Consider the following 11,706-nt stretch of genomic DNA (forward strand, 5'->3'; position numbering starts at 1 on the left):
TGAAAGGTAACCATGGCTACTGTCACCTTCGATGGCGCAAGCCGCATCTACTCTAAGGACGCGGAACGCCCCGCCGTTGACCGCCTCAACCTGGATATTGCCGATGGCGAATTCTTGGTCCTCGTTGGCCCATCCGGCTGCGGCAAGTCCACCAGCCTGCGCATGCTGGCAGGTCTTGAGCCCACCGACCGCGGCTCCATCCGCATCGGTGGTAAGGACGTCACCGGGGTAAGCCCATCGGACCGCGACGTGGCCATGGTCTTTCAGAACTATGCCCTCTACCCCAATATGTCCGTAGCGCAGAATATGTCCTTCGCGCTGGAAAACCGCAAGGTCCCGAAGAACGAGATTAAATCCCGCGTGCACGAGGCCGCGAAGATCCTGCAGATGGAAGACCTGTTGGACCGCAAGCCGGCTAAACTTTCCGGTGGCCAGCGCCAGCGCGTGGCCATGGGCCGCGCCATCGTCCGCGAGCCAGCCGTATTCTGCATGGACGAGCCGCTGTCCAACCTGGATGCCAAGCTGCGCGTTTCCACCCGCGCGCAGATCTCTAACCTGCAGCGCCGCCTTGGTACCACCACCGTATATGTCACCCACGACCAGACCGAGGCGATGACCATGGGTGACCGCGTCGCTGTCCTTAATGCCGGCGTCCTACAGCAGGTGGATACCACCCGTACCATCTATGACCGCCCACAGAACGTTTTTGTCGCCGGATTCATTGGTTCCCCAGCGATGAATATCTACGATCTGACTCATAACTCCTCTGAGCTCACCATCGGTTCTACCCGCATTAATCTGGTCAACTACAACTTTGAGGGCGTTGAGACCGTTACCGTGGGCATCCGCCCGGAAGACTGGCAGCTAAGCGATACCGGCAGTGGCGGAGCGAAGTTCACAATCGTCCACATCGAGGAGCTAGGCAATCAAACCTACGTTTATGGCGATCTTAACGACGCCGCAGGAAAGAGCTCCGCGGATGGCGTGCTCAAATCCTCAACCCGCATGGGCGGGCAGACAGGAATCCTTGTAAATGCCCGCAGCCGCTATGCGGTGGGCGATTCTTTCTATGTTTCCCCGGACCCAGAACGAGTGCATCTGTTTAGCACCACCACCGGTGAACGCCTGAACTAAAAACGATAAAAAGGAAGTTAGTTCCTTTAATTCTTATTTTTCCCTTTGCGAACAATAAGAACCTGATATATGCTCGCTCACATAAGATGCTTACACAATGCCTCTAAGCGCGGTCATTGTTGACAAAATTGCACACCGAGAACCTTAAAATCAACTGAAAGGTAACTATCTACCCATGCCTTCCCTCAAGAAGCTATCTGCCACCTCTGTGGCTGCTGCCGCAATCCTTGGCACCATTGCCGCACCTGCCGCAAGTGCCAAGAGCGACCCAGTTCGTTCCGTCACCTCTCCAGGCACCTGTAATACCATCACCAAGCTGGCCAACGATGGCAAGCCTGTGCCAGATCCTTCCATCCTCCACGATGAGGACTCCGTGAAGCCGTACTTCCAAGACGGCGTGCTGGAGTACAAGGTGGTCGGAGACTTCCCCTACCGCAAGCAGTTGGACGCCGCGGTTGACGAGTGGAACAAGGCCCTCAATGGCAAGGCTTCCCTGAAGGAAGTTAAGCCTTCCGAAGCTGACGATGACACTGTCGCTATCATCTACAAGCCGGAGCCAAACGGCCACGTGCAGGGGTCGGCTTACCCGGATCACAAGATGGTCTTTATCAAGATGGCTAACGCAATGTACCCAGAGGCATTGCAGGGCACCATTGCCCACGAGCTGGGCCACATGATGGGTGCAGGCCACTCCTGTGCCGGCGCCCTGATGGCCGGTGCTAACCAGAACCCCATTTCCTACCACGTGACCCCGCTGGATGCGGCGGCAGTCGTCCAGGGCCAATTCGACTAAAACGTCCTTCACTTCCCCTAGGTTCCCGTACCGGCGCCTAGGGAATTTTTGTATTCCCAGCCCCACCAAAGGTGTCGGGTTGGTCGCATTTGGGAGAAGGGGGGCGTCGGCAAGCAGGGCTGCTGCTAACGTTGCCGTTATTCAAAGGTTTGCAATAGAAAAGGACCCTGCTTTATGGATACGTGGGACCCCACCCTGTCGACCGGCCCGCTGCTAGGCATTGCGGTTGCAGCCATCGCCTTAATTCTGGTGCTGGTTATCTATTTCAAGCTCCACGCTTTTCTCACACTGCTGGTGGTGTCGGCGCTTACAGCGCTAGCCGCAGGCATTCCGCTCGAGGGCATCGTGCCCACCATGACCGAGAGCTTTAGCTCCACCCTAGGCTCGGTGGCCCTGCTGGTGGGTCTAGGCGCCATGATTGGCCGGCTCGTGGAGGCTTCCGGTGGCGCCAAATCGCTTGCCGACGCCATGGTTCACCGCTTCGGCGAAGCCAAAGCACCTCTTGCGCTGGGCCTGGCTTCGCTAATTATGGGCTTTCCCATTTTCTTCGACGCCGGTCTGATTGTGATGCTTCCGGTTATCTTCGCCGTTGCTCGCCGCCTAGACGGCCCCGTGCTTGCCTTTGGATTGCCCGCCGCCGGCGCGTTTTCCGTCATGCACGTCTACCTGCCGCCGCACCCGGGCCCCGTCGCGGCGAGCGAGTTCTACGGTGCCGACCTCGGCCTCGTCCTCCTCGTTGGCCTGCTACTTGCGCTTCCTACCTGGTATATCTCCGGCTACCGCTTCGGCCTGCTTTCCGGCAAGAAACTCCCGCTGAAGGTTACTGATGCCATCGCCGGCCCGGTGCTTTCGGAAGAAGAGCAACCCCTCAAGCCGGCCTCTGCCCCAACGGTGATTTCCCTCCTGCTCATCCCGATGGTGCTCATCTTCTTCAACACCGGCCTCAATGCCCTGGCGTCCTATGGCACCATCGATGCCGACGCCGCGTGGGTGCGGTTCTTTGTCATGCTGGGCCAGACCCCGATAGCGCTGCTCATCACCGTGCTCATTGCACTCGTGGTCCTGGGCCTGCGCCGCGGCGTAGAAAAGACTGCACTGGAAAAGCTCGTCGATTCCTCGCTTGGCCCCATCTGTTCCGTCGTGCTCATCACCGGTGCCGGCGGCATGTTCGGTGGCGTTCTGCGTACCTCCGGCATTGGCGACGCCCTGGCCGATTCGCTTTCCGGCCTTGGCATCCCCGTCATCCTTGCCTGCTACCTCATTGCCGTGGCACTGCGCCTAGCCCAAGGTTCGGCCACCGTGGCGCTAACCACGGCCGCCGCCCTCATGGTTCCCGCCGTGGAAGCCGGCGGATTCAATGAGCTACAGCTCGCCCTTATCGTCGTGGCCACCGCCGCCGGTTCCGTCTTCGGCTCTCACGTCAACGACTCCGGCTTCTGGCTCGTCGGCCGCCTGATGGGCATGGATACGGTCACCACGCTGAAGACCTGGACGGTCAACCAAATTCTGATCTCCGTCATCGGCTTTGCCCTGGTCTTGGTGCTCTACGGAGTAGCAGCGCTCTTTTAGGCCCCGACCTTAATCCAAGCAGCAGCCTCTTGTGCAATCTCCTCGGCTGGCCGCGTCACATCAAAGACGCGGCCAGTTTCGTCTTCTTCCAGCGGCTCCAAGGTATCGAACTGCGACTGCAAGAGCGACGCCGGCATAAAGTGCCCCGGCCGGTGCTGCATCCGCTCATGCAGCACATCAAAGTCGCCGTGCACGTGAACGAACACCACGGCTGGGCAGTACTCGCGAATCAGATCCCGGTACTTGCGCTTCAGCGCGCTGCAGCCCACCATCGCGCCTTCTGGCCTATCCGCCAGCCACTGACCAATCTGCTTCAACCACGGCTCCCGGTCCGCATCATTGAGCGGTGTCCCCGCAGCCATCTTGTCGATATTGGCCTTGGGGTGCATATCATCGCCATCACGGTACTCCAGACCTACCAACGGCGACAGCGCCTCCCCCACCGTTGTCTTGCCCGAGCCGGATACTCCCATCACTACGATGTGGCGAAAACAGTGCTGGTTCATGGTGGCTCCTTGGGTTGATTGTGTTCCTTTCAAGTTTAGGCAGAGCCCTCGAACTCAGGTTAAGTAACCGCATCTAGTGCCGAGGCCAATATTTTTCTCAAGATACAAAACAGCCACGTTATTGCCTCAAACTGATAGTTCAAGGACTATAACGTGGCTGAAAGTTGGATGGCTCGCGGGGCCGAAGGTGACCTAGCCGAGGTTTTTGAGGGCGTCGGTAACCAAGCGCCAGAAACCAGCATGGTCGAGGGTGGTGGCGACTTGGGTGTGGCAGGAGGCGTCGGCAGGCTCGCGCAGATCGGTGACGGTCATGCCGGTGGTAAGGGCGCCGGCGAGCTCGACGTGAACGGGAGCCTTGCGGGTCCGAACTATATTCGGATCGATGAGGTAAGCGATGGTGCACGGGTCATGGACGGGTGGGTTATCAAAGCCCTGGTTGGCCTGGTAGGCCTTGCGGAAGAAACCGAAGAGACCGACGACGAATTCTGAGACTGGGGTACCCAGAGCCTTGATTTCGGCTTCGACCTCCGGGGTGGCAAGCGCCTGGTGGGTGAGATCGAGGCCCACCATTGTGACGGGCCAAGGCTCTTCAAAGACGATGTGGGCGGCCTCAGGATCGATCTTGATATTGAATTCGGCGACTGGGGACCAATTGCCCTCGTGGTAGCCACCACCCATGAGGACTACTTCCTTAACGCGCTCGACGATGCGCGGCTCCTTGCGCGCTGCCATCGCGATATTGGTAAGCGGGCCGGTGGGCACCAGCGTGATGGTGCCGGGCTCGTGGGACATGATGGTGTCGATGATGAAGTCGATGGCGTGGGCGTCGGCAAGCGCGGTGCTTGGGTCCGGAAGTTGGACGCCTTCCACGTCCATGCCGGTGGAGCCGTGGATCGCCTCGGCGACCTCAACGGGGCGCACGAGGGGGCGATCGCAGCCGGCATAAACCGGAATCTCAGGGTGACCAGCGATTTCCTTGACCACCAGGGCATTGTGGGAGACCTTATCCAAGGTCTGGTTGCCGCCCACGGTGGTAATGCCCAGCAGCTCGATGTTGGGGTTGCCCATGGCTAGGAGCAGGGCCACCGCATCATCGTGGCCGGGATCGCAGTCCAGAATAATTTTTCGCGTCATGCCACGAGCCTACTTTCGGGCGTTGACGGCCGCCACGGTGTCATCGATGGACTCCGGGCGCGGAATGAGGAAGGACAAGGCCAGGGCCGCAAGCAGGATGATGACACCGGCGATCATGCCCGCGCGATAGCCATGCTCGAAGGAGCCAGAAACTGCGAAGAGCACCGCGAAGGACAGGCCCGCGCCTAGGTTGAAGGCGCCGGCGTTCATGCCGGGAAGATAGCCCTGGTTATCGGCTGGCGAAAGCACAATTCCCAGGCCATTGAGCATGATATTGGCAATGCCGGCGTAGGTCACGCCCAAGAAAATGGAGACGAAGAGCAGGGTCCACGCGTTCGGAACGCCCACCACGAAGATAGAAATAATCAGGCCGACGACGGTGCCGATGAGGCCGGTTTGCAGGACGTACTTATATCCCAGCTTGGAGGCCATCCAGCCGGCAATGGGGCCGAAGACTAGGCCGGCGAGGGCGTACGGAGTAAGGGTGACCCAGGAAATGGTGCTGGCGGAAATGCCGGCACCGGCGTCTGGGTCCTGGCCGAGGTTTGGAATGAGGCCGTTCATTACTGCAAAGACGCCGGTCATGGTAAGCAACGTGGTAGAAAGCAGTGCCCACGTGCGGCGCTGCTTCAGGTAAGCCACCGGTACGAGCGGATCGGCGACCTTCTTCTCCACATTCCAGAAAGCCCAGAAGCCGGCGGCGCCAATGAGGAGAAGGATGATGACGAGGAACCAATTGGCCTCGGCAAGCTTGCCGGCCTCGTTGAATGCGGTGAGAACGCAGCCCAGCGCCACGGCAAGGGGCACAACGCCCGCCCAGTCCATGCGCGGGGTTTCGGTGGCCGTGGACTCCTTGGTAAATACCTGCACCGCTACTACTGCGATGGTGCATAGTACTGCCATGGTCCAAAAGACCGAGCGGTAGCCAAAGTTGCCCGCCAGCCAGCCGCCAGCTAGGGCGTCCACGCCAGCGATGCCACCATTGACGGAAGTGACAATTCCCAGCAGCAAGGCATACTGCTGTTCATTGAGCACTTGCTGGCGCAGCATAATCAGGCACAGCGGAACCGTAGGTCCGGCCACGCCCTGAATGATGCGGCCGATAAGCAACACGGCGACGTTCGGCGCAATAGCCGAAACCACACAGCCCAGCGCAGCAACGCCCATCATGCCGACGAGGACCTTCCTGCGTCCGATAAGGTCGCCCCAGCGCGGCAGGAATAGTGAGAATAGTGCCGCGGCCGTAAAGAACGCAGTTTGCGTCAAGCCGATCTGTGCGGTGGTAGCGCCTAGCTCGTCTTCCATCGTCGCCAGGGCGGGCGAGAGCATCGACGCATTGAGCTGGAAGGCAAACACTGCCGTGAGCAGTGCGAACATCAACGGGATATAGGAGCTGGGCTGGAGCTTTGGAGGCTCAGAGGCGGTGGAAGTCATGGTTTTAAACGTAGTTGATGAATCCTGCGCTCGATAGTGGAAAGCTTGGCTCAATTCCTTGGTGTTGCACTGCAGCTTCTGCAGCTTTCAAGGGGACCCGCTGTGTTCGCCAGATGGCATGCGTCTAGCCCAACGTAAAGGGGATAAGGCCTCTGGTCACCGTTACTGTTTGGCACATAACCCACGCATTTCCAGCCTTTGCTGCTAGAACGTTCCCCTGATGTACGGTAGTAACATCTGCATCCTTCTACTACATCGTCAGCAGCAAAGGACGCCGACGTTGAAAGGACTTAGCTTCCGTTATGCCTACAGTTTCGGATCGCCTGCACCGAGCCCAGCAGGATTTTAACGCGGTGATCACCATCATCCCGTTTGATGAGCACGCGGTGGATGAATCGCCCACGCTCATGGGACAACCGGTGGCATTCAAGGACATCGTGGATGTGGGATGCGTGGCTACTACCTGCGGCACCAAGGTCAATGTTGGCCGCACACCGGTCAAGGATGCGCCAGTGGTGCAGCGCTTGACGGCGAAGGGTGCGCTGCCGGTGGCAAAGGCGAATCTGCAGGAATTTTCCTATGGCATTTTGGGCGATGCCTCCGCGTATGGACGAGTTATCAATCCGCGGGATCCCGAAGTGTGCGGCGGTGGGTCTAGCTCTGGGTCCGCAGCTTTGGTGGCGTGCGGCGCGCTGCAGCTTACGGTGGGTTCCGATAGCGCCGGCTCGGTGCGTGTGCCTGCCGCATGCCAGGGCGTGCTGGGTTTCAAACCCACCTTCGGTCTCATTCCGGTAGAAGGCGTCTTTCCCTTCGCCCCGAGCTTTGACTGCGTTGGATTCTTTGCCAGCTCAATTGACCTGATTGAGCAGGCTTTTATCGCCACTGCAGATGAGGAACCGGCCGCAGCGCAAGACGTTTCTGCTGTCGATGTCACGGCTCTTAAGGCCAAGGGAGAGCGCTTCGCGGATCTTTTGGCGGCGCTGGAACAATCGGACTTTGAGCTCACCGAGAGCGTGGATTTGGAAGACACCATCGCCGCCACAGCCGAGCTCTACGAGCCGATGCGCTTGAAGGAGGTCTATGACGTCCACCGGCCGTTGCTGGACCAACGCGATAAGTACCAGGACGTGATCCTGCAGCGTGTACTGGGCGGGGAAAATATCAGCCAAGAAGATTATGACGCGGCCGCACAGGGCGTGAAAGAGCTGCGCGAGAAAGCGCTTGCCCTGCTTGGCGACGTCCCCATTATCCTCACCCCTACCCTCGATTCCGGCCCCCTCAAGTGGTCCGATATCACCGCGGAAAATACTGCGGAATCGGCCGCGAGCCTGCGGCGCTGGACCGAGCCTTTCAACGTGCTCGGATGGCCGGCGATTACGGTGCCGCTGCGCGGCGAAGAGGAAGAAGGTGTGGGTGATGCGGTGCAGGTCGTCGGCAAGCCGGGCGAGGACCTGACCGTGCTGCGCGTTGCCCGCGCTCTGCAGGCCCTGCTCTAGGCCTCGGCCAGCACTGTCTTTTCCTGCGTGCGCGGCCGCCAATAGGCGGCCTCGACAGCGCTAAGCTCCTTGAAATGCGATGAGGTGAGCTCATCCATTGCTTGGATATAGCCAGGAACCTCCTCACGCGGCAGACGCAACCCCATAGTCAGATGCGGGGTCCACCGCGGCCCGCGCCCATCCGGATTAGCGGCACTGATTTTTCGCGCGGCAATTTCTAGCTCATCGGTCGTTTCAAGGAGCCAAGCCACCGTCTGCTTGCGCTTGGTGCCGAAAATGACGTTTCCTACCCGCCGGAAATCTGCCGGTATGACGGCCGGCAACAGCTGCGCTGCTAAATCCACGACCTCCGACTGCATATGCGGCGAAAAGGTCACAGTAATGTGCGGGCGTTGCTGCTGGACGGGAAAGCCGCGCTCTGCAAGGCCGGCAAAGATTTCGCGTACTTGGTCTTCCTGCTTTTGCGGCAGGTAGAGCAAGATATTATCCGGCGATGCTTTACTCACAGGCGAGCGTTCCCTTTCTGTAGTGGAGTGCTTCCAGCGTACAGTCCAAGAAGTGGATCACTGCCTCTTGTGCCAGCGCAAACGTTTGCCGTTTAATGAGAGTCATGAGCACTTCAGAGTCATCGCCCCTCATCCTCGCCATCACGGCGTGTCCGACGGGCATCGCGCATACCTACATGGCGGCCGAAAACCTCGAGGCCGCAGCCCAAGAATTGGGCTACCGCATCAAGATTGAAACTCACGGTTCCATCGGCGTCGAAGGAACCTTTAGCAAGCGAGATATCGAAGAGGCCGATGCCATTGTCATTGGTGCCGATACGGTAATTTCCAAAGACCGCTTCCACGGCAAACGCCTCGAAGCCACCGGTGTGGACGAGGCCATCAAACACCCGAAGGAACTGCTAAGCAGATCCTTGAGCGCCTCGCGCTGGGAGGGCACTTCCGAGCAAACGGAACAAGAGGCACCGCGTAAAAACAGCGTAGGTCAAACCTTGTACAAGGCACTGATGAACGGCGTCTCGCACATGATCCCGTTCGTGGTGACCGGTGGTCTGCTCATCGCGGTCGCCCTCTCTATCGGCGGCACGCCCACGTCTGAGGGCATGGCGATTCCGGAAGATAGCTTCTGGAGCACGGCCAATGAGCTCGGCGCCCTGGCGTTCTCGCTTATGGTCCCGGTACTCTCCGGCTACATTGCAGTGGGCATCGCGGATCGCCCAGGCCTCGCCCCTGGCCTTATTACCGGACTCATCGCCACCACCGGCTCGCTTTACGGTTCTGAGGCAGGTGCCGGATTCTTGGGCGGCATTGTCACCGGTATTTTGTCCGGTTATGTGGCTCTTGCCATTAAGAAGATTCCGGTGCACAAGTTCATCGCACCGATTTGGCCCATCATCGTCATCCCGATTTTCACCACGCTCATCGTGGGGCTCATCTTCATTTTGCTCATTGGCGCACCGGTCTCGGCTGCGTTCGAGGCAATGACCAACTATCTCGCTGGAATGCAGGGCTCCTCCGTCATCGTGCTGGGTCTTATCCTGGGCGCCATGATCGCCTTCGATATGGGTGGTCCCTTTAATAAAACAGCCTTCCTCTTTGGCGGCGGCATGATCGCGGCCGGCAATGCGGCACCCATGGGCATGGCAGCATGCGCGATTGCCGTACCGCCTCTCGCCGTTGGTGTAGCTACGCTCCTGCGCCGCCGGTGGTTTACCAAGGCCGAAAATGATTCGGGCATCGCCGCATTGTTCATGGGATTCTTCGGCATTACTGAGGGCGCCATCCCTCTCGCGGCCGCACGCCCGCTACAGGTTATCCCTGCCAACGTCGCCGGTGGCGCCGTAGCTGGTGCGCTCGCCGGTCTATTTGGTGCACAAGACCACGTCATGCACGGCGGCCCGATCGTCGCGGTGCTCGGCGCGGTAGATAACGTCGTTGGCTTCTTCATTGCCATGCTTGCCGGCATCGCTGTCTGTGCTGGCCTTATTCTCCTGCTCGTGGGACTGACGCAACGCAAGGATAAGCCGCTTGTTGCTGTAGATACGATCAGCCTCGATAAGGATCTGGGTTCCTCTAGCAAAGAAGTCATTCGCTCCATGGTGAAGCTCACCTCCGCGCGCATGTCCGATGCGGAGGCGGTCGCTAGCGCCGCATTGAAACGCGAATCTACCCGTTCCACTGGTGTGGGCCACGGCGTAGCCATTCCGCACGCTCGATCTGCAGGAGTGAAGGTACCAACGCTCGCCTTCGCCCGCCTGCCGCAGGGCGTCACGTGGGCAGAGGGTGAGGACCCAACTACCTTGGCTTTCCTTATTGCCGTTCCGGATAACGCTGGTAAGCAGCACCTCAAGCTGCTGTCCAAGCTGGCCCGCAATATCATGAAAGAAGACTTCCGCGCACAGCTCCACGGAGCGAAGACGCGCAAAGAAGCCGCCAACATCATTTCCTCGGTACTCTCCCCTGCACTATCGACTGACAAGGCAGCCTCGACCACCCCGGCCTAAATTGTCTTGTAACTGAAAGCGCACAGCGATTGTCCCCGCTGGGCGCTTTTCTTATGCCCACACCACGGAGGTATGCGGCGGAAGGGCGGTTTCGCGGGAGTTTCAGCGATAGTGAGGCGACCTCAAGCGAGACCAAGCATCGTCATGCCGCGCTCTTACGTTCCTTAGGCGGACAGAGAATTACAAGGTTCCTTATTAGGTTTGCCAAGAATCGCACCGGTTTTGCCAGCAACGAACTTAAAACAAGGGTTTCATACCTTAAAACAATCTCATTCGTCTAGGAACCTGAGATATTTGTTGAAATTTACCCCCGTGGGGCGGGGATCTAAGCGCCATCACTGAGGGAATTTAGGGGTTTCCTAGCTCAAAGCGAGAAATAACTAAGATGCAATTAGTTTTACGCGACATCAACTTTAAGAAGACCAATATTTTCTGTTCATCTGGCTTTCACCCGGGCGGAATTGATTAACTTTTAAGTGAAGAGGAACGGAAGTTAGCCGTTAACACTCCAAGATCCCCGCCCTATAGATTCCCGCTAGGTCCCAGTAGAAAGGTACCGCTCATGTTTACCCCCAAAGTTCACTTCTCCGCCAAGAAGTTCGTCGCCCAGCACTTGCAGCAGCCGTCACTCTCGGTTTTGGCGTTGCCCCTGCAGAGGCGTCCAGCTCCTTCGGCGACTTCGGTCGCGTGAACCTTCCGGTACCATCCGTCAACCCGCCTGCCGTTCCGGCTGCCGCCGCAAAGCCAGTAGCTCCGGCCTCCAACCGCGTACAGAGCATCATCAATCACACCAACGCTTACCGCCAGACACACGGCCTGCGCCCGGTTCGCGCCAATGGTGCACTCAATGGCCTGGCTCAGGATTGGGCAAACCAGCTGGTCCGCGCCAATAAGCTCAGCCACCGCCCGCAGCACTGGAACTACTACCCTTCTAACATCCCGGCCGGCGGCGAGAACGTACTGCAGGCATGGAGCGACTACTCCGATGCCCTCTTGGTCAAGCTTTGGTACGAATCCCCGGGTCACCGCAAGATCATGCTCGACCCACGCGCCAAGACCATCGGCGTTGGCGTTGCCATCAACTCTGAAGGCAAGCTCTACGCTGTCCAGAACTACGGCCGCTAAAGTTTT

At 58.9% G+C, this 11,706-nt stretch carries 10 protein-coding genes; 6 read left to right on the forward strand and 4 right to left on the reverse strand.

Annotated elements, in window-relative coordinates:
- Window positions 1–12 precede the first annotated feature (12 nt).
- The 3 genes from QP934_RS00190 to QP934_RS00200 all read left to right on the forward strand — a co-directional run bounded on the left by QP934_RS00190 (window position 13) and on the right by QP934_RS00200 (window position 3,496).
- Entirely contained in the window at window positions 13–1,134 is a 1,122-nt protein-coding gene (locus tag QP934_RS00190) for an ABC transporter ATP-binding protein (RefSeq protein ID WP_419126467.1), read from the forward strand.
- 175 nt (window positions 1,135–1,309) lie between these two features.
- Window positions 1,310–1,927, forward strand: a complete 618-nt coding sequence (locus tag QP934_RS00195) for a reprolysin-like metallopeptidase (protein ID WP_419126468.1) — start codon at window positions 1,310–1,312, stop codon at window positions 1,925–1,927.
- Window positions 1,928–2,101: 174 nt separating this feature from the next.
- Window positions 2,102–3,496 (forward strand): GntP family permease, encoded by a 1,395-nt coding sequence (locus QP934_RS00200; protein WP_419126469.1) that lies wholly within the window; start codon window positions 2,102–2,104, stop codon window positions 3,494–3,496.
- Here the strand turns inward: QP934_RS00200 and QP934_RS00205 are convergent.
- From QP934_RS00205 to QP934_RS00215, 3 genes are all read right to left on the reverse strand, one after another.
- A complete protein-coding gene (locus tag QP934_RS00205) occupies window positions 3,493–4,002 on the reverse strand; it encodes a gluconokinase (RefSeq protein ID WP_340419257.1) in 510 nt (169 codons plus the stop codon). The genes QP934_RS00200 and QP934_RS00205 overlap by 4 nt on opposite strands.
- 192 nt (window positions 4,003–4,194) lie before the next feature.
- Window positions 4,195–5,136, reverse strand: coding sequence for a nucleoside hydrolase (locus QP934_RS00210; protein WP_340419258.1), 942 nt, complete (start codon window positions 5,134–5,136; stop codon window positions 4,195–4,197).
- Between the two features lie 9 nt (window positions 5,137–5,145).
- On the reverse strand, window positions 5,146–6,570 hold the full coding sequence (locus tag QP934_RS00215; protein WP_340419259.1) for an MFS transporter: 1,425 nt from the start codon (window positions 6,568–6,570) through the stop codon (window positions 5,146–5,148).
- Window positions 6,571–6,872: 302 nt separating this feature from the next.
- Here QP934_RS00215 and QP934_RS00220 point away from each other — a divergent pair, with 302 nt between their 5' ends.
- On the forward strand, window positions 6,873–8,066 hold the full coding sequence (locus tag QP934_RS00220; RefSeq protein ID WP_419126470.1) for an amidase: 1,194 nt from the start codon (window positions 6,873–6,875) through the stop codon (window positions 8,064–8,066).
- Here the strand turns inward: QP934_RS00220 and QP934_RS00225 are convergent.
- Entirely contained in the window at window positions 8,063–8,572 is a 510-nt protein-coding gene (locus tag QP934_RS00225; protein ID WP_340419261.1) for a 2'-5' RNA ligase family protein, read from the reverse strand. The genes QP934_RS00220 and QP934_RS00225 overlap by 4 nt on opposite strands.
- A gap of 104 nt (window positions 8,573–8,676) precedes the next feature.
- On the opposite strand from QP934_RS00225, the gene QP934_RS00230 reads away from it, so the two are divergent.
- Both QP934_RS00230 and QP934_RS00235 read left to right on the forward strand, forming a co-directional pair.
- Window positions 8,677–10,575: a fructose-specific PTS transporter subunit EIIC gene (locus QP934_RS00230; protein ID WP_419126471.1), complete on the forward strand. Its 1,899-nt coding sequence runs from the start codon at window positions 8,677–8,679 to the stop codon at window positions 10,573–10,575.
- A gap of 687 nt (window positions 10,576–11,262) precedes the next feature.
- Window positions 11,263–11,700 carry a CAP domain-containing protein gene (locus QP934_RS00235; protein ID WP_419126472.1) on the forward strand — a complete coding sequence of 146 codons (438 nt, stop codon included), beginning with the start codon at window positions 11,263–11,265 and terminating at the stop codon, window positions 11,698–11,700.
- Window positions 11,701–11,706 lie beyond the last annotated feature (6 nt).

Source organism: Corynebacterium sp. MSK122 (assembly GCF_030229435.2).
GTDB lineage: Bacteria > Actinomycetota > Actinomycetes > Mycobacteriales > Mycobacteriaceae > Corynebacterium > Corynebacterium marquesiae.

What these genes read in the sequence shown, in the direction of transcription:
- QP934_RS00210 (WP_340419258.1), bottom strand. Translation starts at nt 5,136, where the DNA reads ATGACGCGAAAAATTATTCTGGACTGCGATCCCGGCCACGATGATGCG.
- QP934_RS00230 (WP_419126471.1), top strand. Translation starts at nt 8,677, where the DNA reads ATGAGCACTTCAGAGTCATCGCCCCTCATCCTCGCCATCACGGCGTGT.
- QP934_RS00200 (WP_419126469.1), top strand. Translation starts at nt 2,102, where the DNA reads ATGGATACGTGGGACCCCACCCTGTCGACCGGCCCGCTGCTAGGCATT.
- QP934_RS00215 (WP_340419259.1), bottom strand. Translation starts at nt 6,570, where the DNA reads ATGACTTCCACCGCCTCTGAGCCTCCAAAGCTCCAGCCCAGCTCCTAT.
- QP934_RS00190 (WP_419126467.1), top strand. Translation starts at nt 13, where the DNA reads ATGGCTACTGTCACCTTCGATGGCGCAAGCCGCATCTACTCTAAGGAC.
- QP934_RS00220 (WP_419126470.1), top strand. Translation starts at nt 6,873, where the DNA reads ATGCCTACAGTTTCGGATCGCCTGCACCGAGCCCAGCAGGATTTTAAC.
- QP934_RS00205 (WP_340419257.1), bottom strand. Translation starts at nt 4,002, where the DNA reads ATGAACCAGCACTGTTTTCGCCACATCGTAGTGATGGGAGTATCCGGC.
- QP934_RS00195 (WP_419126468.1), top strand. Translation starts at nt 1,310, where the DNA reads ATGCCTTCCCTCAAGAAGCTATCTGCCACCTCTGTGGCTGCTGCCGCA.